Annotated in this window: 26 protein-coding genes; 17 read left to right on the top strand and 9 right to left on the bottom strand. The window is 60.5% G+C overall.

All coding sequences use genetic code 11. The annotated features are described in order from the left end of the window. Window positions 1–66 precede the first annotated feature (66 nt). From MHY87_RS14735 to MHY87_RS14720, 4 genes are all read left to right on the top strand, one after another. Window positions 67–945 carry a carbohydrate ABC transporter permease gene (locus MHY87_RS14735; protein WP_239352950.1) on the top strand — a complete coding sequence of 293 codons (879 nt, stop codon included), beginning with the start codon at window positions 67–69 and terminating at the stop codon, window positions 943–945. After that, window positions 942–1,769, top strand: coding sequence for a carbohydrate ABC transporter permease (locus MHY87_RS14730; RefSeq protein WP_239352947.1), 828 nt, complete (start codon window positions 942–944; stop codon window positions 1,767–1,769). Before MHY87_RS14735 ends, MHY87_RS14730 begins: the two co-directional genes overlap by 4 nt. 21 nt (window positions 1,770–1,790) lie before the next feature. Further along, on the top strand, window positions 1,791–2,165 hold the full coding sequence (locus tag MHY87_RS14725) for a RidA family protein (protein WP_239352945.1): 375 nt from the start codon (window positions 1,791–1,793) through the stop codon (window positions 2,163–2,165). Between the two features lie 115 nt (window positions 2,166–2,280). Continuing rightward, entirely contained in the window at window positions 2,281–2,595 is a 315-nt protein-coding gene (locus tag MHY87_RS14720) for a hypothetical protein (RefSeq protein WP_239352942.1), read from the top strand. Between the two features lie 73 nt (window positions 2,596–2,668). Here the strand turns inward: MHY87_RS14720 and MHY87_RS14715 are convergent, their stop codons facing one another. After that, window positions 2,669–3,043, bottom strand: a complete 375-nt coding sequence (locus MHY87_RS14715) for a hypothetical protein (RefSeq protein ID WP_239352939.1) — start codon at window positions 3,041–3,043, stop codon at window positions 2,669–2,671. A 383-nt stretch (window positions 3,044–3,426) separates the two neighbouring features. Here MHY87_RS14715 and MHY87_RS14710 point away from each other — a divergent pair, with 383 nt between their 5' ends. Beyond that, window positions 3,427–3,954 carry an extensin family protein gene (locus MHY87_RS14710; protein ID WP_239352937.1) on the top strand — a complete coding sequence of 176 codons (528 nt, stop codon included), beginning with the start codon at window positions 3,427–3,429 and terminating at the stop codon, window positions 3,952–3,954. Window positions 3,955–4,020: 66 nt separating this feature from the next. Then, window positions 4,021–5,001, top strand: coding sequence for a L,D-transpeptidase (locus tag MHY87_RS14705; protein ID WP_239352934.1), 981 nt, complete (start codon window positions 4,021–4,023; stop codon window positions 4,999–5,001). A gap of 15 nt (window positions 5,002–5,016) precedes the next feature. Here the strand turns inward: MHY87_RS14705 and MHY87_RS14700 are convergent, their stop codons facing one another. Both MHY87_RS14700 and MHY87_RS14695 read right to left on the bottom strand, forming a co-directional pair. Then, window positions 5,017–5,292 carry a hypothetical protein gene (locus MHY87_RS14700; RefSeq protein WP_239352932.1) on the bottom strand — a complete coding sequence of 92 codons (276 nt, stop codon included), beginning with the start codon at window positions 5,290–5,292 and terminating at the stop codon, window positions 5,017–5,019. A 152-nt stretch (window positions 5,293–5,444) separates the two neighbouring features. Further along, window positions 5,445–5,864 carry a BA14K family protein gene (locus MHY87_RS14695; protein ID WP_239352930.1) on the bottom strand — a complete coding sequence of 140 codons (420 nt, stop codon included), beginning with the start codon at window positions 5,862–5,864 and terminating at the stop codon, window positions 5,445–5,447. A 355-nt stretch (window positions 5,865–6,219) separates the two neighbouring features. On the opposite strand from MHY87_RS14695, the gene MHY87_RS14690 reads away from it, so the two are divergent. The 5 genes from MHY87_RS14690 to MHY87_RS14670 all read left to right on the top strand — a co-directional run bounded on the left by MHY87_RS14690 (window position 6,220) and on the right by MHY87_RS14670 (window position 10,799). After that, on the top strand, window positions 6,220–6,726 hold the full coding sequence (locus MHY87_RS14690; protein ID WP_239352927.1) for a molybdopterin-dependent oxidoreductase: 507 nt from the start codon (window positions 6,220–6,222) through the stop codon (window positions 6,724–6,726). A gap of 14 nt (window positions 6,727–6,740) precedes the next feature. Further along, window positions 6,741–8,873 carry an ATP-binding protein gene (locus MHY87_RS14685; protein WP_239352925.1) on the top strand — a complete coding sequence of 711 codons (2,133 nt, stop codon included), beginning with the start codon at window positions 6,741–6,743 and terminating at the stop codon, window positions 8,871–8,873. A 13-nt stretch (window positions 8,874–8,886) separates the two neighbouring features. Continuing rightward, entirely contained in the window at window positions 8,887–9,930 is a 1,044-nt protein-coding gene (locus MHY87_RS14680; RefSeq protein ID WP_239352919.1) for a response regulator, read from the top strand. Window positions 9,931–10,101: 171 nt separating this feature from the next. Continuing rightward, the gene (locus tag MHY87_RS14675; RefSeq protein ID WP_239352916.1) at window positions 10,102–10,485 is read left to right on the top strand and encodes a hypothetical protein; all 384 of its coding nucleotides are present in this window, start codon (window positions 10,102–10,104) and stop codon (window positions 10,483–10,485) included. Between the two features lie 119 nt (window positions 10,486–10,604). After that, on the top strand, window positions 10,605–10,799 hold the full coding sequence (locus MHY87_RS14670) for a hypothetical protein (RefSeq protein WP_239352914.1): 195 nt from the start codon (window positions 10,605–10,607) through the stop codon (window positions 10,797–10,799). Here MHY87_RS14670 and MHY87_RS14665 read toward each other — a convergent pair. Further along, window positions 10,796–11,008 (bottom strand): DUF2842 domain-containing protein, encoded by a 213-nt coding sequence (locus MHY87_RS14665; RefSeq protein ID WP_239352911.1) that lies wholly within the window; start codon window positions 11,006–11,008, stop codon window positions 10,796–10,798. The two genes, MHY87_RS14670 and MHY87_RS14665, sit on opposite strands and share 4 nt — an antisense overlap. Window positions 11,009–11,135: 127 nt before the next feature. Between MHY87_RS14665 and MHY87_RS14660 the strand changes: the two genes are divergently transcribed. Further along, the gene (locus MHY87_RS14660) at window positions 11,136–12,209 is read left to right on the top strand and encodes a COX15/CtaA family protein (RefSeq protein WP_370644944.1); all 1,074 of its coding nucleotides are present in this window, start codon (window positions 11,136–11,138) and stop codon (window positions 12,207–12,209) included. A gap of 53 nt (window positions 12,210–12,262) precedes the next feature. Here MHY87_RS14660 and MHY87_RS14655 read toward each other — a convergent pair whose 3' ends face one another. Further along, complete coding sequence (locus MHY87_RS14655; protein ID WP_239352908.1) at window positions 12,263–12,679, bottom strand: DUF1236 domain-containing protein; 417 nt, start codon at window positions 12,677–12,679, stop codon at window positions 12,263–12,265. Window positions 12,680–13,093: 414 nt separating this feature from the next. On the opposite strand from MHY87_RS14655, the gene MHY87_RS14650 reads away from it, so the two are divergent. Then, window positions 13,094–13,771, top strand: coding sequence for a ParA family protein (locus MHY87_RS14650; protein WP_239352905.1), 678 nt, complete (start codon window positions 13,094–13,096; stop codon window positions 13,769–13,771). Between the two features lie 173 nt (window positions 13,772–13,944). Here the strand turns inward: MHY87_RS14650 and MHY87_RS14645 are convergent, their stop codons facing one another. Next, window positions 13,945–15,228: an O-acetylhomoserine aminocarboxypropyltransferase gene (locus MHY87_RS14645; protein ID WP_239352902.1), complete on the bottom strand. Its 1,284-nt coding sequence runs from the start codon at window positions 15,226–15,228 to the stop codon at window positions 13,945–13,947. 98 nt (window positions 15,229–15,326) lie between these two features. Beyond that, window positions 15,327–15,851, bottom strand: a complete 525-nt coding sequence (locus tag MHY87_RS14640) for a CoA-binding protein (protein ID WP_304611133.1) — start codon at window positions 15,849–15,851, stop codon at window positions 15,327–15,329. 49 nt (window positions 15,852–15,900) lie between these two features. On the opposite strand from MHY87_RS14640, the gene MHY87_RS14635 reads away from it, so the two are divergent. After that, a complete protein-coding gene (locus MHY87_RS14635) occupies window positions 15,901–16,338 on the top strand; it encodes a PaaI family thioesterase (RefSeq protein ID WP_239352900.1) in 438 nt (145 codons plus the stop codon). 6 nt (window positions 16,339–16,344) lie between these two features. Here MHY87_RS14635 and MHY87_RS14630 read toward each other — a convergent pair whose 3' ends face one another. Next, a complete protein-coding gene (locus MHY87_RS14630; protein ID WP_239352898.1) occupies window positions 16,345–16,983 on the bottom strand; it encodes a glutathione S-transferase family protein in 639 nt (212 codons plus the stop codon). Between the two features lie 285 nt (window positions 16,984–17,268). Between MHY87_RS14630 and rplM the strand changes: the two genes are divergently transcribed. The 3 genes from rplM to argC all read left to right on the top strand — a co-directional run bounded on the left by rplM (window position 17,269) and on the right by argC (window position 19,474). Next, window positions 17,269–17,733 carry a 50S ribosomal protein L13 gene (gene rplM, locus MHY87_RS14625; protein ID WP_239352895.1) on the top strand — a complete coding sequence of 155 codons (465 nt, stop codon included), beginning with the start codon at window positions 17,269–17,271 and terminating at the stop codon, window positions 17,731–17,733. 3 nt (window positions 17,734–17,736) lie between these two features. Continuing rightward, window positions 17,737–18,213, top strand: coding sequence for a 30S ribosomal protein S9 (gene rpsI / locus MHY87_RS14620; protein WP_239352893.1), 477 nt, complete (start codon window positions 17,737–17,739; stop codon window positions 18,211–18,213). A gap of 301 nt (window positions 18,214–18,514) precedes the next feature. Then, on the top strand, window positions 18,515–19,474 hold the full coding sequence (gene argC / locus MHY87_RS14615; RefSeq protein ID WP_239353275.1) for an N-acetyl-gamma-glutamyl-phosphate reductase: 960 nt from the start codon (window positions 18,515–18,517) through the stop codon (window positions 19,472–19,474). Window positions 19,475–19,507: 33 nt separating this feature from the next. Here argC and MHY87_RS14610 read toward each other — a convergent pair whose 3' ends face one another. Beyond that, window positions 19,508–20,392 carry a fumarylacetoacetate hydrolase family protein gene (locus MHY87_RS14610; RefSeq protein ID WP_239352890.1) on the bottom strand — a complete coding sequence of 295 codons (885 nt, stop codon included), beginning with the start codon at window positions 20,390–20,392 and terminating at the stop codon, window positions 19,508–19,510. Window positions 20,393–20,684 lie beyond the last annotated feature (292 nt).

Below are 20,684 nucleotides of genomic sequence, written 5' to 3'. Positions count from 1 at the left end.
CGATTATAGAGGCCGCGCCCAACGAGGTGCGGCCTCATTCTGTTTGCTCAGTCAACGGAACGCTTAATGACCTCGAAGCGGGTGGTTGCGCCCTACGTTCTCGTTCTTCCCAGCTTCGTGCTGGCAGCTCTCATCGTCATCTGGCCCGTCAACGAATTGGCGCAGATCGCGAGCCACAGCGTGAACCGTTTCGGGCAGTTGCGCGACTTCGTCGGCATGGCGAATTTCCGGGCGCTGCTCGACGACCCGAACTTCATCGCCTCGCTGTGGCGCACGGGCATCTGGACCATCGGCGTGGTCGGCGGGGCCATCATCTGCTCTGTGCCAGTCGCCCTGGTGCTGAACGAGGACTTTTACGGCCGCGATCTGGCGCGCGTGATCGTCATGCTGCCCTGGGCCGTGTCTCTCACCATGACCGCCATCGTGTGGCGCTGGGCGCTCTCGGGCGAGAGCGGCATGCTGAACTCGGCCCTGCTCGAACTTGGCATCATCGACCAGAACGTCCAATGGCTTGCCGAGGCGAGCACGGCGTTTCCGATGCAGATCCTCATCGGCATTCTCGTCACCATCCCTTTCACGGTCACCATCATCCTCGGCGGTTTCTCGTCCATTCCCGACGATCTCTATGAGGCGGCGGCCCTCGAAGGGGCAGGGCGGTGGGAGCAGTTCCGGCACATCACCCTGCCGCTCATCGCGCCATTCCTGAACATCGCGCTCGTGTTGAACACAATCTACGTGTTCAACTCCTTCCCGATCATCTGGGCGATGACGCAAGGCGGACCGGCAAATTCCACCGACATCCTCGTGACCTATCTCTACAAGGTCGGCTTCCGGCTCGGGAAACTGGGCGAGGCCTCCGCCGTCTCCCTGGTGATGTTCGGGATTCTGCTCGTCTTCACCCTGATCTACGTGCGGCTCACCACGGCGAAAGGAGCAAGGGCATGAACTCCTCCAAGCTCCGCCGATCCATCATCTGCTGGCTTGTCCTGTCGCCCATCGTGGTTGCCGCGATCTTTCCCTTCGCCGTCATGCTGATCACGGCCCTTAAACCCAGTACCGAGGTGCTGACGCCGACCTGGTGGCCTTCCCGGATCGCCTGGGAAAACTTCCAGACCATGTGGTCGGCCACGAATTTCGGAAACGCCCTCAAGAACTCGCTCTATGTGTCGGTACTCGCGACGCTGGGCTCGCTCATCGTCTCCATCCCGGCGGCCTATGCCCTGACGCGGTTCGATTTCAAAGGCCGCGAATTCTACAGGCAATTCCTGCTGGTCACGCAGATGCTGTCGCCCATCGTTCTTGTGGTCGGGCTGTTCCGCCTGATGGTGGCGCTCGGGATGATCGACAACATCAATGCGGTGACGGTGGTCTATGCGGCCTTCAACATCGCCTTCTCGGTCTGGATGCTGCAGAGCTACTTCGCCACTATCCCGCTCGATCTCGAGGAGGCTGCCTGGATGGAAGGGGCAGGGCGGGCGCGAACCCTGGTGAAGGTCTTTCTGCCGCTCGCCGTGCCCGCCATCGTAGTGACGGCGATCTTCACCTTCATCAATGCCTGGAACGAGTTCGTCATCGCGCTGACCCTGCTGCGCTCACAGGACAGCTACACACTCCCGATCCAGATTTTCTCGCTCGTGTCCGGCCGCTATACCGTGGAATGGCATCATGTGATGGCAGCGACATTCGCCGCGACCATCCCCGTCGCCATAGCCTTTGCGTGGCTGCAGCGCTATCTGGTGCGCGGCCTCGCGCTCGGCGCGGTGAAGTAAATTCAAAAGAAGGAAGACGTGATGAAGCAGACTTTCGGGTCGTCCCATGTTCCCCTTTCGCCTGCGGTGCGGGCGGGGGATTTCATCTTCATTTCCGGACAGGTTCCGGTTGGAGCGAATGGAGAATATGTCGGCGGCACCATCGAGGCGCAGACCCGTCAGGTTCTGGAAAACGTGAAGGCTGCTCTCGCCTTGGCGGGCGCCGAGATGTCCGATGTGGTCAAGACGACGGTCTGGCTCGAAGATGCGCGCGATTTCGGCGGGTTCAACAAGGTTTACGCGACGTATTTCCCGACCAATCCGCCAGCCCGAACCACGGCCGAGGGGCGGCTGATGGTGGACATCAAGGTCGAGATCGAGGCGATCGCCTATAAGCCTCTGAAGCCGGCTGCCTAAGTTCGATTTCGGACCGTTATTTCCTGTCGTTTACCTTATGTCTTAAGCCTTTGGCGACTTCGATCCGCTAGCCTGAAAGCGGGTCGAAGAAATCCCAAAAATCAGGAATAAGACAATGGCTTTGACGGGGCGTTTCAATCTCCGGAAATCGTTTTCCGGACGTATCATTTTGCAGGTCGAGGAAGAAGTGAAGAGCGCCTGGGGCCTCTTCTCGCGGACGCCGAAGCTCCGCAGGCGCTGGCGCGATGCCACGTCGATGGATCTGCCGGCAACCGAGCTGCGCTCGCTCATGGACTTGCGCAACCGTCCCCGCTTCATCGCGCAGGCCTTCGAGCCCACCCAGGTCATCAGGCCGACGCAGGCTCTGGCCGAGCCGTCGCTTGCCGGTGCCGGCATGTCGGAGGATGTGCGTTCCACCGCGACGCACTAATGCGCGAAACCATTCCGCATCGTGAACCGAGGCCCGATACAGGCGGCCTCGGCTTGCGCGCGTTTGCGGCGCTTCAGTCGTTCGGAAAATCGTTGCAGGGCGAGTCCATCAATTCCCAATTCGCGTAGAGGTCGATGGTGGTGTGTCCCGGCATGTCCTTGCCGAGATAGAGCAGTACCTCGACCCAGGGGCGGCCATAGGGGCGGGGCGTGACCTGCGTGACCTGGCCGAAGAACCCTGTCAGCGGGCAGCGGACGAACTCGCCGATCTCGGGCCAGCGGGACTGCTCGTAGCGCAGCCGTTCTTCAGCTTCCTGAAGCAGGTTCCGGAGACGCTCCACTTTTGCCTGAAGCTCGGCGATCCGCTTCGTGCAGTGGCTCTCCTGAAGATCATGCAGCGTCGGGCCGGGCGGCGTGCCCTCGCCGTAATCGATTGACGGTAACGACATCAAACTCATCACGCGCCCTTTCACGCCCATAGAAACAATGCAGTCGCGGCCCGAGAGGTCGCGGCGACCGTGAAAAAAAGCTGGTGCGGTACGGGATGACAGCAAGGCATCCAAAAGGATGAATGGAACGCAAGTCGGCCAAGCTTGGTTGATGGAGCATGGCAAGGCTCGCTGACAGATTCTCTGAATGGAGTGGACGGCGTATCCCCCTTTTGCTCCTTGGGATGACGATAGGGCTCCCGGGATATGGATTTGCTCAACCCTCCACGCCGCCCTTGCCGCCGCCAAGGCCCGACAGGGTCGAACAGCCTGCGCAAGACCAAAAGCCGCCTCCTGCGGCGGAAGCCGATAAGCCGCGAAGCCCCGAACAGATCGAAGCTGATTTGGCCTGCATCGAGAATCTCGGCAAGCTCGGAATACGCTTCGAGAAACGCCCGCCGGTCCAGGACAATGCCTGCAAGATCGACAACCCCGTTTCCGTTTCCGGCTTCGCCAACGGGGTGGAGGTTTCTCCGGCGTCCCTGATGGAATGTCGCTATGCGGAGGGCCTTTCCCGATGGATCGGTGATGTCGTCGTGCCCCGGGCCAACGAACACCTTCAGAGCGCGCCGAAAAAGCTTCTGATCGGTACGTCGTATCAATGCCGGGACCAGCGCTCCGGCACGAAGCTGAGCGAGCACGCTTTCGGCAACGGCGTCGATGTCATGGGCTTCGAGTTCGACAAGCGCCCGCCGCTGACGATCAAGTTTCAGGCGGAGGGCTCGCCGGAGGCCGCTTTTCAATCCGCGATCCAGAAGGACGCCTGCACGATCTTCTCGACCGTGCTAGGTCCCGGTGCTGATGCCGACCATGGGGATCATCTTCACCTCGATATGCGTGCGCGCAAGGGCGATTATCGCATCTGCCAATGAGCGCAGGGAACAGCCGGGGGCTTTCGCCTTTGACATGTCTCCCTGGCGTGAATGGTGGAGTTGATAATGAGAATAATGTTGGCTGCCGCGTTCGGCATGGTTTTTATGACGGGGGCTTTCGCTGCGGCTTCCGAGCCGTTGAGTCTGGAGGCGGTGAATGCTTCGGACTTCTCCACCAAGCCTGAGAAAGATGTCAGCCCGGTTCTGATCAAGGCGCAGGTTCTGCTCGACCGCGCACGGTTTTCGCCTGGGGTGGTGGACGGACGCAACGGCGAGAACATGCAGAATGCGGTGAAGGCGTTCGAGCAGGCGAAGGGGCTCGAACCCGACGGCAAGCTCGATGACGAACTATGGACGAAGCTGAACGAGACCTCAGGCGATCCCGCGCTTATCGAATACACAATCACGGACGATGACGTGAAAGGGCCGTTTATCACCATCCCCGACAAGATGGAGGAACAGGCGGGCCTCGAGCGCCTGGCCTATTCCAGCCCGCAAGAACTCCTGGCCGAGAAATTTCATATGGATGCCGACCTCTTGAAGGCGCTGAACCCGGACAGGCGCTTCGACAAGGCAGGCGAGGCCATCATCGTTGCGAATGTTTCGCCGAAGGCTGGTGAAGAGAAGCCTGCCGAGGTCGAAAAGGTCGAGGTAATCAAAAGCGAACGCGTCGTGCGGGTGCTCGGCAAGGATGGCAAGGTGATCGCCGTCTATCCAGCCTCCATCGGCAGCGAGGAGAAGCCCGCGCCAAGCGGCACCCACAGCGTGCGCGCCATCGCGCGCAATCCAACTTACACCTACAACCCGGACTATGCCTTCAAGGGAGTGAAGGCGAAGGAGAAGTTCGAGATCAAGCCCGGTCCCAACAATCCTGTCGGCTCGGTTTGGATCGATCTCTCTGTCGAGACATACGGCATCCACGGTACGCCCGAACCTGAGAAAGTCGGCAAACGCTATTCCAACGGTTGCGTGCGGCTCACGAATTGGGACGTGGAGGAGCTGGCGGGAATGGTCAAGAAAGGAACGCCGGTCGTCTTTCGCGATTGAGGTCCTGCGAGGGGCTCAATCGTCATTAGCGGAGTTCAGCTGGTCCGGCTTCATGCCTTCGTCGACCTCTGTGTCGTGCATTTTGACGAGCCATTCGAGCTGCTCCTGCACGAAGCTCGGATCGCTGTGAAAGCGCATGGCGCAGGCAACGAGGAAGATCGCGATCTCGGGCAGGTCTTCGTCGCCCATGTCCGGCAGAACCAGCTCCAGCTCCGTCATGTTGCTGGCGGTCACGATGGCTGCCTCCATGGGAGGAATGACGGTGCCGCTGCTTTCGGGAGGAAGAGCCATGAACGTATCCTTCATTGGGTTTGGGACGCGCGGTCAGTTCTAAGGCGCCGGCCCTGAACGTAAAGTCTCGGGCCGAAAGGCGGCCTTCGATCGCGCAGACGAAAAACCCACCGCTCGAGGGCGGTGGGCCGATGGCTCGAAGGCGTGTCTGCTTAGTAGGTGCAGACGTAGCGCATGCCGTTGGTGGAAAGGAACGTGCCTGACGCCGGATCGTAGGAGCGGTACTTGCGGGCGCAATAGGCTGCGAGCTGCGGGTCCACCGTGCCGGGGGGCGGGGGAGGCGCCGCCTGAGCCTGGCTGGCGATTGCGCTGCCGATCAGGGCGCCGGCCGCGAGGCCGACAGCGCCAGCTGCCAGTGCGGAGCCGCCATCGTAACGACGATAATGGCGATGGCCGTAATAAGGGCGATAACCGCGCCGATAGTACTGCGTGTAACCCTCGTTCGGATAAGCCCGCTCGATATTGGGAAGGGACGGCTTGCCGGCCGGTTCGGCCTGGGCTGAGACGCCAAAGCCGATAAGCGTAGCGGCGATCACGCCAGCGCCTGCGAGGGTTGCTGTGAGTTTGCGCATTGAGAGCTCCCGAATTGCAATTATGCAGCATCAAAGTTGCGGTTCAGTGATTAGATTTACACCGCAGCCTGTCCAGCTTGCAAATTGAGTACTTCCTCTTGGCCTTTGACGACCTGCGCTTGGCTGCCAAGGGCCATGGATTCACGCTTCAGATGAGAGGGAAGTAAACTGCAAGTGATAGTTATATAATAACATATATCAATAGATGCATTGTATAGGATGTCTCCGAAATTTCACGTGGAAGTTGATCAAAATGCCTTCATCTGTCGCAAAAACTCCTGAAAAGTCCTGGATTTTTGCCGTGAAATCATTCAAAAGGCATATGTTCTAACGTAATCTCTCACATGGGGCGCAAATGCGTTACGTCATGCTGCTCGGAATGCTGGCGACTTTGATGTTTGGGCCTGCCTTTGCCCAAGCCGCAGAGCCTTTGCCACGCCCGAAGGGGCCCGTGCTGCTGACGATCTCGGGCAAAATTGAGCAGACGAATGCACCGGGTCAGGCGCAATTCGACCGTGAGATGCTGGAGGCCCTGGGAAAGGCCTCGTTCACGACAGGCTCCGTTCTGACGGATAAGAAGCAGCTTTACGAGGGCGTGCCGCTTCGTGCCGTGCTCGATCGGGTCGGGGCCAAGGGAAAGACCCTGCTGGCTACCGCCCACAACAACTACAAGATCGATATTCCCTCGGATGACGTGAAGTACGACCCCATCATCGCGATGCGTGTCGATGGCGAAGTGTTGAAGCTGCGCGACAAGGGGCCTTTATGGATCGTCTATCCTCGCGACGCTCATGCAGCGTTGCAATCGCAGCTCTATGATTCACGCTGGATCTGGCAGTTGAACAAGCTGCACATCGAATAGTCATGAAGCTCAATTTGACGAACCACAAAGCGGGACTGGTGACGCTTCTGGCTATGGCGATCCTCGCCATATGCCTCAGCTTCGCTGTCGTGCGGTTGTTCAATATTGAGCGTGATCTTCGCAGCGAGGATACTCACACCAACCTCTGGATGATTTCCCAGTCTCAGTTTGAAGCCGCGCTCATGGGCGAAAGCTTGGCTCGCTATGCCGGTGGCGAGAACGTCACAGAGTATGAGCAGACGCCGGAGTTTCGCCTGGCGATCCTGATCAGCCGTGTCAGCGTGCTGCTGGAGGGCCCACAGGCCGAGATTGTGAACAAGATTGGCCTGCTTGGAGACATCAAGTCGGCCTATCTTCAGCTGACTCTCGCCGAGCCCTTGATCGAGCGAAAGATGAGCCCGGAGGAGGCCCGGCAGTTGCGCGCCCAGGTTCACGACCTGGGTTATATTCTGCAGAATGCCGCCAACGAGGTCATGCTGCTCAACCGGGCTGAAGCGTCTTCCAAGAGAGCCATGTATTTGCAGGTCGTGCTCGAGAGCTTCGCTTTCCTGACCGGCATCGTGCTCAGCGCGGCCTTCCTGCTCCTTCGTTTGTTCCGGGGTGTCCAGGAGGCGAGCAGGGCCAAGCAGCTTCTGCAGCAGGAACAGGAGCTCTCCGACCTCGTCATCAACAACGTGAGCAACCAGGGCATCGTCATGTTCGACGAGAACCTGGAATGCCTGCTCTGGAATCCGGGCATGGAAGGCGTGCTGAACGTCAAGCCGGACCTGGCAGTCGGGCGGCTCATGCAGGACCTCGATCCGCTTTTCGCGAAAGGAGACGTCATCCGTTCCCTCAACCTTGCGGTCGAGGGGACGAGTTCGGTCTTCGAGGATGAACTGGCCGGGGAGGAGGGGCAGCAGCGTTGCCTTGAAATCAACTGCTTCCCGGTCTCCATGGCCCAGCGCAAGCTCGGCATCGCCTTCGTGCGCGACGTGACTGAGCAATGGCTCGCCCGCAAGCAGGCGGAACGCCAGAACTTCGATCTGGAGATCAAGATCCTCCAGCGGACGGCGGCCTTGCGGCAGGCTGAACGGCGCCTGATCGCAGCCATCGAGTCCGCCTCGGAAGGCTTTGCCGCTTTTGATTGGACGGGCAAGCTCCTCTTTGCGAACGAGCAGATCTGGGCGGCGGCTCCCGTCGCTCTCTGGTGCCGGGAGGAAATGAGCCTTCCGGTCTTCCTGCGCTGCTTCGCCATGTGCGAAGGGGCCGATAAGCGCCTTCTGGTTGCGCAACCTCCTTTCGAGGAAATCGAGATCGACCTGCTCATCAAGAAGGATGTTTGGGCTCGCCTGTCCGTCACGAAGGCGGACGGCGCGACGATCTTCGTGCGCTTGACCGATATTTCCGGGTACAAGCAGGTGGCGAACGCCCTGCAATCGGCCCTTGACCGCGAGCGCGAGACGACGAATGCCTACCGCAATTTCGTCTCCATGGTGTCCCACCAGTTCCGCACGCCGCTGGCGATCCTCGATTCGAGCGCCCAGCGCATTCTCAGGCGCGGGCCGAACCTGACCGCGGACGAGCTGTCCACCCGCATCCAGAAGATCAGGAATGCGGGTACGCGCCTGACGCGTCTCGTGGAAAGCGTGCTGAACGCGGCGAAGCTCGATGCGGGCCGAATCGAGCTGAACCCCGAGCCTTGCGACCTCGTCCATCTCGTCATGGATATCTGCGAGCGTCAGAGCGAGCTGAATTCGCATGCCGATATTCGGTTCCAGGTGCCCGATCTCCCCGTCCAGGTCTATTGCGACACCATGCTGATCGAGCAGGTCGTCATCAATCTTCTGTCGAATGCCGTCAAATATTCAGGCGAGAGCCCGGTTGTGGAGATCAATGTCTGGACGGAAGGCGCGCGTGCCTTCTGCTCGGTCCGCGACTGGGGTATCGGCATCCCTGCGGATGAGTTGCCTAAAATCTTCGACAGGTTCTATCGTGCCAGGACAGCCTCTGGTATCGCAGGGACTGGCATTGGGTTGAATTTTGCGCAAAGAATCATGCACTTGCATGGGGGGGAGATCCAGGTGGAAAGCTACGAGGCCGGAGGATCCTTGTTTACGTTCGACTTGCCGTTATCGAATGCCGATCAGGCGCAACAGGCTGCATGAGTGACCAAAGCCAATGAATGCTCAGAAAACGATCCTTTGCGTTGAAGACGAAGACGATTTGAGAACCGACCTCGCTGAGGAACTGGAGGCCGCCAACTACCGCGTGCTCCAGGCCTCGAACGGCGGCGAAGCCCTCAGCCTGCTCGAGAGCGAGCGTCCCGATCTCGTGCTCTGCGACATCACCATGCCGGGTCTCGGCGGCTACGACGTGCTCAAGTCCATTCGCGAGCAGGGCGACAAGGCGGATGTTCCCTTCATCTTCCTGACGGCCCTGGCCGAACGGAATGACGTGCTCGTCGGCAAGCAGGCCGGTGCGGACGATTATCTCGTCAAGCCGATCGATTACGAGATCCTGCTCGCCACCATCGAGGCGCGCCTCAATCAGGTCGCGCGCGTTCAATCGAGCGCCGTCAGCCGTGCCGAAGAGGCTTGGCAGGAAATTCTCAGATCGTCGCGTGGCCGTACCGTCGAAGCTCTCTACAAAGCGACATTCGCCTTCGACCGCTTCCTCGTAGGCGTTGTGATCGTCGACGAGAAGGGCGCTGTCCGGCTGATGAACAAGGAGGCCGAGCGCATCGCTGCCGAGAACGACGGTCTTGGCGTCACGGGCGGCATACTCAGGGGAGCCGCGGCGAAGCAGAACACCAAGCTGCATCAGGCGATTGAGAAGGCTTTCGAGGAAGAAGAACTCGACGAGATCGTATCCTTCCCACGCAATTCGGGCGGGCGTCCTTATCTGGTGCTCGTGCCGGGGCAGCGCTTCTCCGCGAATGAGCGTCCCGATGCGGTGGTGCTCCTCGTGATCGATACCGAGCAGCGCACCAAGGTGTCCGGCGATACGCTTGTGCGGCTCTACAACCTGACACCCTCGGAAACGCGCGTGGCGCTGATGCTCATCGACGGCAAGCGTCTCGATCAGATCGCTGAAGAGCTTGAGGTCGCACAGACCACAGTCGTCTTCCACCTGAAGAATCTGTTCAGGAAGACGGAGACGAACCGTCAGGCGGATCTGGTGCGCGTGCTGCTCTCGGTGCCGCTGCGGACGACGGGCGATTGAACGGATGGTGAGCTAAAAGTCGCGTTAAGATTTTGCTCACCATTCGCCATGAAACAAGGTTCAGCCCAGGCTTTGCCACAATCCGTTCAGCTTCCAGTGAGGTTTGCAAGGCTATCGTCATAGCCAAGAAAGGGAGAGCGGAATCTCCCTGCTCCTTGTAGGTGACGATCCATGAAGCTCTTCAAATTCATATCCGGTGCTGCCGCCGCTCTGGCGCTGGTTGCTGGTCTTGCCGCTACCGAGCCTGCCGCTGCCCGCGATCGCGGCATGTCCCCGGGTGCTGCGGCTGCCGTTGGCGCCCTTGGCGGCCTTGCGGTCGGCACCATCGTCGGCGCGACGGTTGCTCAGCAGCCTGCTTATGCCGCTCCCGCTCCGGTCTACGTTGCTCCCCCGCCGCCCCCGCCGGCCCGCGTCTATGTTGAAGAGGAGCCGGCTCCGGTCGTGTACCGCGAGCGCCCGCGCCGCGTTTACGTGGAGCGCTGCTCCACCGAGCGTTACCGCGAATGGGTTCCTGGCTGGGGCTGGGAGTACCGCAGCCGCCAAGTCTGCAACTGATCTCATCCCTATCGGACTAGAAATGGCCCGCCCTCGAGCGGGCCTTTTCTTTTGGGCGCAGCGAGAAACCTCGATTCCAGTATCGCGTTGAACGGGGGAGCCATCACGCGAGGCCTGCCATGAGCGACACACCGCGCAATCAAGCCGCTTCCGACCAGCCGAAACTGAACCCCGGGGATCAGGCCGAACCCGGGACGCCCGGCGCAGGCGAAAACATCTGTCCCGAATGCAAAGGCAGCGGACGCATCGGCGTGACCTCCTGCCCGAATTGCGGCGGGACAGGCAAGATCATCGAGGGGATCGGCGGCGCTTAAGGCTGCTTATCGGGCTTAGCCATCCAACGGATGAGTGGCATGAGAGGCACGACCCAGATCAGGCCGAGCACGATATAGCCCAAGGTCTGGACGAGCTTGGGCGCTTCGGTGATCCGGCCCTCAGCCACCACCATGGCGAACAGCGCGTAGGTGATGATGAAGATCAGCATCACAACCGTTCCGATTAATTTGCGTGCGCGCATGCCCATGGCAAACCCTTCTCGAACTCACCGCACCTGGCGGTGCGTCACCGGCATTGATTGCCTCGGCGAGGCTCAGCCTCTATGTGACAGGCCATATCCTGGGTTCAAGCCCTAAATGATCGGTGAGAAGAGCATGGCTGTCACAGCCTCTACTGAGGGCGTGCCGCTGGCGCGCCTGCCCGAAACCCAATCACGCTCCATGACCACGGTGAGAATCTGGATCTACATTCTCGCCGCCCTGGTCGTGCTGATGGTCGCGGTCGGCGGTGCTACGCGCCTGACCGGGTCAGGCCTCTCCATCACCGAATGGAAGCCCGTCACCGGCGCGATTCCGCCGCTTACCGAGCAGGCCTGGCAGGCCGAATTCGAGAAATACCGGCAGATTTCGCAATATGAGCTCGTCAACAAGGGCATGACCCTGTCCGAGTTTAAATTCATCTATGGCTGGGAGTGGGGGCACCGCCAGCTCGGCCGCCTCATCGGCCTCGTCTTCTTTCTGCCCCTGGTCTGGTTCTGGGCGCGCGGCACCATCAAGGGCAGGCTGGCCCTGACGCTCCTCGGCATCGGCGCTCTCGGTGGATTGCAGGGCGCCATTGGCTGGATCATGGTGGCATCGGGTCTCGAGCCCGGCATGACGGCCGTCGCTCCCATCAAGCTCGCCCTGCATCTGACCGTCGCCAGCGTGATTCTCGCCTGTCTGGTCTGGGTGGCGGCAGGCCTGAAGGATCGCGGCGATCTACCCGCCGAAGAGCCTGCGGGTTTAGCGCCGCGCATCCTGATGGGGCTGATCCTGGCGCAGATCGCCCTGGGCGGTCTCGTTGCGGGTTCGAAGGCCGGATACACCTACAACACTTGGCCGCTCATGGATGGGGCTTTCCTCCCGCCGTCGGAAGCCTTGTTCGTGGTGAAGCCCTGGATCGAGAATTTCGTCGACAATGTCGTGCTGGTTCAGTTCAACCACCGCATGCTTGCCTATGGGCTTGTCGCTTTCGCCCTTTGGCATGCTTGGAGCATGCGCCGTAAAGGGCCGGACTCTGGCGCTGCGCGTCGTGCAACCGGCATTGCGGGTCTTACCCTGGCTCAGATGGTGCTCGGCATCGTCACGCTGTTGCTCGTCGTGCCGCTCTGGGCGGGCTTGGCCCATCAGGTCTTCGCCATGGCTGTGCTTGCCATGGCTACGGTCCATGCTCGCGTCAGTATTACCTGAATAGAAGAAGGGCGGCCCTGAGGCCGCCCTGACTGTATAATCTCACTTAAAGATTAGCGGATGACCTGGACGATGCGGCGGGTGCCGGGCTCGACCAGAACCGGGGTGTCGTTGACCACGGTGTAGCGATAGTTCTTCACACCGTACTCAGCGGGAACCTCATAATACTGCACGCCGGAAGCCGGGAGCGTGGCGCCCACGCGGACCTCTTCAGTATAGCGGTACGAAGGCACGTTCTGGGTCACGACATACTGGCGGAAGCGGGGCTGAGCCTCGCCGGCGAGGCCGCCGACAATCGCGCCCGTCACGCCGCCGACGGCCGCGCCAATCGGGCCGCCGACGATCGCGCCGCCAACGGCGCCCGTGGCAGCGCCAGCGGCCGCACCGCCTGCAGCCGGATCCTGAGCGAAAGCAACAGCCGGGGTGAGAGCCGCGAGAACGGCACCTGCAATCAGAATTTTCTTGGTCATAGTCAGCTCCTTCATTGGTGAAGTCGGGAGCTTAACGACCAGGCTTGAGGGTGGTTCCGAGATTGATAGACAGTTGCAAGAAGCCTGGAATTCAAAGGAAATAATCCTGTAGTCCGTCGAATGGTGGGATCCAAAACCTGCCCTGTTCCATTGAGTTGTGGGAGAGCCTTCTTTCGATTCCTCGGGGAAGCCCGCAAGCCGCTCATTTCTCTTAAGGGTGCGATGAGTTGCCTTCCCACAGTCCTTACGGAGCCCGATTTTTACGCAAAAACGCACTCAACGCTTGGGGATATGCACAGAGGGATCGAAGGTCGAGTTAGGAAATCAGGTCTGGTTCTGGTACAGATGAACAATATTAAGCTCGCGTTAACGAAGGGCGGCGGGCTTTGGGAAACGGCTTATGAGGAGTCAGGCATGAATGTGCTGGTCTTTGCTTCGCGGAAAGGTGGCTCGGGTAAGAGCACGCTCGCTGCACATCTCGCGAGCTATATCGCCAATCCGTCCCGCAAGACGCTGCTGATCGACAACGATCCGCAAGGGTCCCTTTCTCTTTGGCACAAGATCCGCGATCAGGAGCATCTCGGCCTCCGGCACAATGTGCGCAACCTTGGCGATGCCCTGCGGGACGCCAAGCGCGACGGTTACGAGTGGGTGCTCATCGACACGCCGCCGAACAAGTCGCCCATCGTCGCCGAGGCCATCAAGCACGCGACCCTGGTCATCATTCCGGCGCGCGCGAGCCTCTTCGACATCGCTGCCCTGCAGGATACGGTCGCGTTCGCCCGCGAGATGCGCAAGCCCTACGCTGCTGTGATCAACGCAGCACCGGCCAAGCATGGCGACAAGGAAGATCCGGTGGTGGCCGACGCCCGCGGTGCTCTGAATGCGCTGCAGGTTCCGGTTTGGGCCGGTCAGATCACACATCGTCCCGAGCTCACCCTGTCGCTCGCGACGGGCGAGGGCGCTGGGGAATACAAGCCGAACTCCCAGGGCGCCGAGGAAATCGGCCGTCTCTGGACGGCTCTCGAGCGCTCGCTCAATGCCATCCACAACACCTACAAGAAGGCCGGCGGCTCCTCGCGCGCTGCGTGACGGACTGACGCGTACTTCTCATGAGAAAGGCGGCTCCGAGCCGCCTTTTTTGTTGCCTGGTTTTCTATGCCCGCTTCGTTATCATCGGCGTTTGTCCCGATGATCTCGTGAGGTCGAGTAAAACGAAAATGCCCGGCGCTAGGCCAGGCATTTCGTGTCAATGTTGAGCAATCTTACGCCGCATCGAGCGCTTGGTTGAGATCCTCGATCAGGTCTTCCGTGTCCTCGAGACCGATGGAGAGACGCACCACCTCGGGGCCGGCGCCGGCCTGCGTCTTTTGCTCATCCGTGAGCTGGCGGTGCGTGGTTGAGGCGGGGTGAATCACCAGCGAGCGCGTGTCGCCGATATTGGCAAGGTGCGAAAACAGCTTCAGGTTCGAGACCAGCGCCACGCCTGCTTCGTATCCGCCCTTCAGGCCGAAGGTGAACACGGCGCCTGCGCCTTTCGGGCAATATTGCTTGGCGAGGTTGTGATAGCGGTCTGAGCGCAAGCCCGGATAGCTGACCCAGGACACCTTGCTGTGATTGGCGAGATGCTCGGCAACGGCCAGCGCATTGTCCGAATGGCGCTGCATGCGCAGCGGCAGCGTCTCGATGCCGTTGATGATCAGGAAGGCATTGAACGGCGAGAGCGCGGGGCCGAGATCGCGCAGGCCGAGCACGCGCGCGGCGATGGCGAAGCCGAAATTGCCGAAGGTCTCGCCCAGCACCATGCCGCCATATTCGGGGCGCGGCTTGGAGAGCATCGGATAGCGGTCGTCGCCCGCGAAATTGAACGAACCGCCATCCACGATCAGGCCGCCGACGGAGTTGCCGTGGCCGCCGAGAAACTTGGTGGCCGAGTGCACGACGATGTCGGCGCCATGCTCGAACGGGCGGATCAGGTAAGGCGAGGCCATCGTGTTGTCGACGATGAACGGGATGCGATGCTTCTTGGCGATGGCCGCAATCGCTTGAAGGTCAACGATCACGCCGCCCGGATTGGCGATGGATTCGACGAAGATCGCCTTGGTGCGCGGCGTGATGGCGGCCTCGAACGACGACGGATCGTCGGAATCCGCCCACACCACGTTCCAGCCGAAGTTCTTGTAGGCGTGGTTGAACTGGTTGATCGAGCCGCCATAGAGCTTGCGGGCCGCGATGAACTCATCGCCCGGCTGAAGCAGCGTGTGGAAGGTCAGGAACTCCGCCGCATGGCCCGAGGCGACCGCGAGCGCCGCCGTGCCGCCTTCAAGCGCCGCGACGCGCTCTTCCAGAACGGAGCAGGTCGGGTTGCCGATGCGCGAATAGATGTTGCCGAAGGCCTGTAGGCCGAAAAGAGAGGCTGCATGATCGACATCGTCGAACACGAAGGAAGTTGTCTGATAGATCGGCGTCGCGCGGGCGCCGGTCGCGGCATCGGGGGCGGCCCCCGCGTGAATGGCAAGCGTGTTGAAGCCCGGCAGACGATCAGACATGGAGAGCCCTTCTTCCTTTTGAACGGGAACGTTGTGTTCTCTTTAAAGAACGAAACGTTCGTCCGGTCAAGGTGGCTGTCGGAGCTCTGCTTTAAGACTTATGGGCGATTGAGGCCGAGCTTCTGGAAGCCTTTGCCGGAGAGAACCGGCTTTTTGGAGCTGAGCATCCGCGAGTTCACGCCCTGCCAGGAGATCTCGCCGGAGAGGCGTCCGAACTCGATCTTGGGGCAGCGATCCATCACCACCTTGAGGCCCTTGGCCTCCGCCTTGGCGGCAGCCTCCTCGTTGCGGACTGAGAGCTGCATCCAGATTACCTTGGGCAAGGGATCGAGGGCGAGCGCCTCGTCGGTGATCGGGCCGGCGGCTTCCGAGTTGCGGAAGATCTCGACCATGTCGATGGGACCAGGGATCTCGGCGAGGGAGGCATACACCTTCTTCCCGAGAAGCTCGCCGCCCGCCAGTCCCGGATTGACCGGTATCACTTCGTAGCCGCGCTCCAGCAGGTACTTGGTGACGATCCAGCTCGGGCGGGCAGGATTGGCCGAGGCTCCCACAAGCGCGATGGTCTTTGCGCTGTTGAGAATGCCGCGGATGTAATCGTTCGGGTAATTGCTGTGATCCATGGCGAGAACGTATGGGATAGGGCAGGGCAGTTCAACGGGCATTCGACGCATGGCACCTCATCACCCGATCATGACCAAGGACGAGCTGATTGCGTTTCTGGATCGGGAGTTCCCCCAGCTGCATATCGGCGGGCAGACATACTTTATCGAGGAGGTCGGGCCGCTCTCCGCGCGCATGCGCATGGCCTATCACGAGCGGCACCTGCGCCCCGGCGGCACCATCTCCGGCCCCTCGATGATGGCGCTCGCCGATCTCGTCATTTATGCCGCGATCCTCGCCCATATCGGCCCCGTGGCGCTCGCCGTCACCACGAATCTCAGCTTTAACTTTCTCAGAAAGCCCGAGCCGCGCGGCCTGATCGCGGATTGCAAGTTGCTGAAACTCGGCAAGCGCCTAGCCGTGGGCGAGGTGTCTATCTTTTCCGAGGGCAGTTCCGAGGTCGTCTGCCATGCGACCGGGACCTATTCGATCCCGGATCGCCGCTAGGCCGATTTAACCCTCGGCCTTTTTCTGTGCCGCCACCAACGCATCGTCAATTTCCCGCGCGCGGAGTGCCGCCGGGCGTGAGGCGATGCGCTGCCAATAGGCCTCGAAGGCCGGGCGCTTTTCGAGGGTGCCGAACATCATGCCCCAGCCGATCTGCGCGCCGACATAGACATCCGCCGCGCTGAAACGGTCGCCGGCGATATATTCGGATTGGGTGACGGCGTATTCGAGAGCGCTCACCACATCCTCGACGGAGCCGTAGCCGACCATGCCGCGTCGCTCGTCAGGCACCTTGAAACCGAGGGCCGTGTTGCTGAGAGCAGCTTCTACGGGACCAGCGGCAAAGAACATCCAGCGATAGTACGGGCCTCGACGCGGATCCCCATGCGGCGGGGCAAGGCCTGCTTCGGGAAAGACATCGGCCAGATAGGCACAGATGGCTGCGGCCTCCGTGACCACCGTGCCCTTGTGGATGATCGTCGGCACCTTACCCATGGGGTTGAAGACCTTATAATCCGGGCTTTTCATGGTGGTGCCGAATTCCAGGATCTCGGTCTTGTACGGCTTGCCGACTTCTTCGAGCATCCAACGGACGATCCGTCCGCGCGACATGGGATTGGTGTAGAAGATAAGATCGTCGGCCATCGGTGGTCCTCTTGAAGGAAAGCGGGCGAGGGGATGACGATAGCCTTGGCCGCAGGAGACAGCAAATTGATGTGGTTTTATGATACCGCATATGTGGTATAAAAATACCGCAGTCACCTAAGGCGCTGTTTTGTATAGTTTTTTCGTTATACCAATTTGGTATGAATATCGTTGACTTGCGTAGTTAAAATCACTACACACCCTCTCACTCGCCGCCGCATCTCGCGGCGGTTTGTCGTTTTTCAGAACCTGAGCCCGATGGGGCTCTCAACGGGAACCAGCGCGATGAAGACTACTACTTCGCTGAAGCCCGCCGAGGTCGAGAAGAAGTGGGTTGTGATCGACGCAACGGGCCTCGTGGTAGGCCGCCTTGCTTCGGTCGTGGCGATGCGCCTTCGTGGCAAGCATAAGCCGAGCTACACACCCCACGTCGACTGCGGCGACAATGTTATCGTCATCAACGCCGACAAGGTGGTGTTCACCGGCCGCAAGCGCGAGCAGAAGGTGTACTATCACCACACCGGCTATCCGGGCGGCATCAAGGAGCGCACCGCGCGCTTCATTCTCGAAGGCCGCTTCCCTGAGCGCGTCGTCGAGAAGGCTGTGGAGCGCATGCTCCCCCGCGGTCCGCTTTTCCGCCAGATCCTGGGCAACCTGCGCGTCTACGGCGGCGCTGAGCATCCGCATACCGCTCAGCAGCCGGAAGTCCTGGACGTCGGTTCCCTCAATGCCAAGAACGTGAGGGCCTAATCCATGGCGACCCTTCAGTCTCTCGCCGATCTGGGCACCAACGCTCAGAATGCAGCTCCGGAAGCTCCGAAGCACGTCCAGAAGCTCGACTCCCTCGGTCGCGCTTACGCCACCGGCAAGCGTAAGGACGCTGTCGCTCGCGTGTGGATCAAGCCCGGTTCCGGCAAGATCATCATCAACGACCGTGCCGTCGAAGTTTACTTCGCTCGTCCGGTTCTCCGCCTGATCCTGTCGCAGCCGCTGCAGATCGCTCAGCGCGAAGGCCAGTACGACGTTGTCGTGAACGTCAACGGCGGCGGCCTCTCCGGCCAAGCCGGTGCGGTCCGTCACGGCCTCGCCAAGGCGCTGACCTACTATGAGCCGGAGCTTCGCGGCCCGCTCAAGAAGGAAGGCTTCCTGACCCGCGATTCGCGCGTCGTCGAGCGTAAGAAGTACGGTAAGGCCAAGGCTCGCCGTAGCTTCCAGTTCTCGAAGCGCTAATCGCTTCCAGGCTTTGTATTTCGAAAAGGGCGGCTCTCGGGCCGCCCTTTTTATTTGGCTCATTGTCACGCTTATTGACAGGACAGGTCTGCAACCTCATACAAATCCTATGAGCCAGAGCCTTGTCATCATCCGACGCCGAATGACCGCCGCCCCGGCGCGCGTGCGATGACGGCTGTCTGAATGCCTGACCCGCAAGCCGCGCCGATGCGCGGCTTTTTTGTTTCTCCAGAACCATATCGGCGTTATTGGCTTTAGCTTCACGGCGGCCACAGGTGGATCGGATCGACCCATGACAACCATGACCCAGAATTCCTCGGCTCTCAGCCAGCAGACGAAAACCGTCTTCATCGACGGCGAAGCGGGCACGACAGGCCTCGGCATCCGCGAACGGCTGCAGGACGTGAAGAATGTTGCCATCCGCAGCATCGATCCCGCGCGCCGGAAGGACCCGGAAGCGAAGCGCGAAATCCTGGCGGACGTCGATCTGGTGGTGCTGTGCCTGCATGACGATGCCGCGCGCGAGACGGTTTCTCTTGTCGACTCTCTAAGCAGCAAAAAGCCGAAAATTCTCGATGCCAGCACCGCGCATCGCGTGGCATCAGGCTGGGCTTATGGTTTTGCGGAACTCGCCCCCGAGCAGAAGAAAGCTGTCGTCACGGCGGATCGCGTCGCCAATCCCGGCTGCTATCCGACGGGAGCCATTGCGCTGCTGCGGCCTCTCATCGATGCGGGCCTGATCCCGGCCGACTATCCAATCAGCGTGAATGCGGTGAGTGGCTACAGTGGCGGCGGACGCTCGATGATCGAGGCCTACGAGGCCGGCACCGCGCCTTCCTTCGAGCTTTACGGTCTCGGCTTCGAGCACAAGCACGTGCCGGAGCTGCAGAAATATACAGGCCTGACCCGGCGTCCGATCTTCATTCCGTCCGTCGGCAATTTCCGACAGGGCATGCTGGTGAGCATTCCGCTGCACCTCGACCTGCTGCCCGGCAAGCCGAAGGCCGTTGATCTGGAGAAGGCGCTCATGGAGCGTTATCAGGGAGGCGGCTTGGTGAGCGTCGTGCCGACGATCTCCGAGGGCAAGAAGATCGAGCGGATCGAGCCCGAGGCGTTAAACGACACGGATCGCCTGGAGATCTTCGTCTTCCAGCATGCCAGCTACAATCACGCCGTGTTGGTCGCGCGCCTCGACAATCTCGGCAAAGGTGCGTCGGGCGCCGCGGTACAGAACATCCAGCTCATGTTGGGATTGGCATAAGTAAAAAGGCCTCCTGAGCGGAGGCCTTTTTCGTTAGTGGCCGTGTCGGCCCTTGCTCGTATCCGGCGGGCTCTCTTCGAATGCCACGAAGCGCTGGCGCTGTTCGCCGAGGCCTTCGATGCCGAGGCTCACTTCGTCGCCCGACTTCAGATAGCGCGGCGGCTTCATGGCCATGCCGACACCGGGAGGAGTGCCGGTGGTGATCACGTCGCCGGGTTCCAGGATCATGAAGTGCGAAAGATACGAGACGATCTTTGCCACATTGAAGATCATGGTCTTGGTAGAGCCGGTCTGCATGCGCTCGCCGTTCACGTCGAGCCACATGGAGAGATTCTGCGGATCGGGGATCTCGTCCTTCGTGACGAGCCAAGGGCCGAGAGGGCCGAAGGTCGGGCAGCCCTTGCCCTTGGTCCATGTGCCGCCGCGCTCCAATTGGTATTCGCGCTCCGAGACGTCGTTGCAGATGCAATAGCCCGCCACGAAATCCATGGCCTCGTTCGCGCCGACATAGGAGGCGCGCGAGCCGATCACGATGGCAAGCTCGACCTCCCAATCGGTCTTCTGTGAACCGCGTGGGATGATGACATTGTCGTTCGGTCCGACGATGCAGGAGGGCGCCTTGTTGAAGACAATAGGCTCGGCCGGGATCGGCGCACCCGTCTCGGCGGCGTGATCCGCATAATTCAGGCCGATGGCGATGAAATTGCGCACTTGGCCCACGCAGGAGCCCAGGCGCTGTCCTGAAGGGGCTAGGGGGAGCGTGCTGGGGTCGAGATTCCGGATACGTGAGAGGCTCTCCGGCGACAGGGCCGCGCCGGTCAGATCCGGGAGCACGTTCGACAGATCGCGGATCTGCCCTTGGTCGTCGATGATTCCCGGCTTCTCTTGTCCGTCTTCCCCAAATCTCACCAGCTTCATCAGGCGCTCCTCTCGTAACGGCACATTGGTATTTGGCGCGTAGGCGCATGCCTACAATGCACTTTCCTGGCCCAAATATGTTGCTGTTTTGCCACGAAGCCTGACAAAGCGCGAGCTTTCCCCCAACAGCTGGAATGCATCAAAATTGCACTTCTATGGTTTCAATACATTGGTTTACATATGAACCAATCGTAATGGAATGTATATCTGCAGAATTAACTTTGTTAATGGCCAGTATAGACCTAGAGTTGTCGGCAGTATTTAGACTTGTTTAAGGAGTGCGGGGCCTCTG

This window comes from Microvirga sp. ACRRW (assembly GCF_022346925.1).
Taxonomy (GTDB): Bacteria; Pseudomonadota; Alphaproteobacteria; order Rhizobiales; family Beijerinckiaceae; genus Microvirga.
Note: the sequence above shows the minus strand (reverse complement) of the source record. Positions and strands in the feature narration are given on the sequence as shown.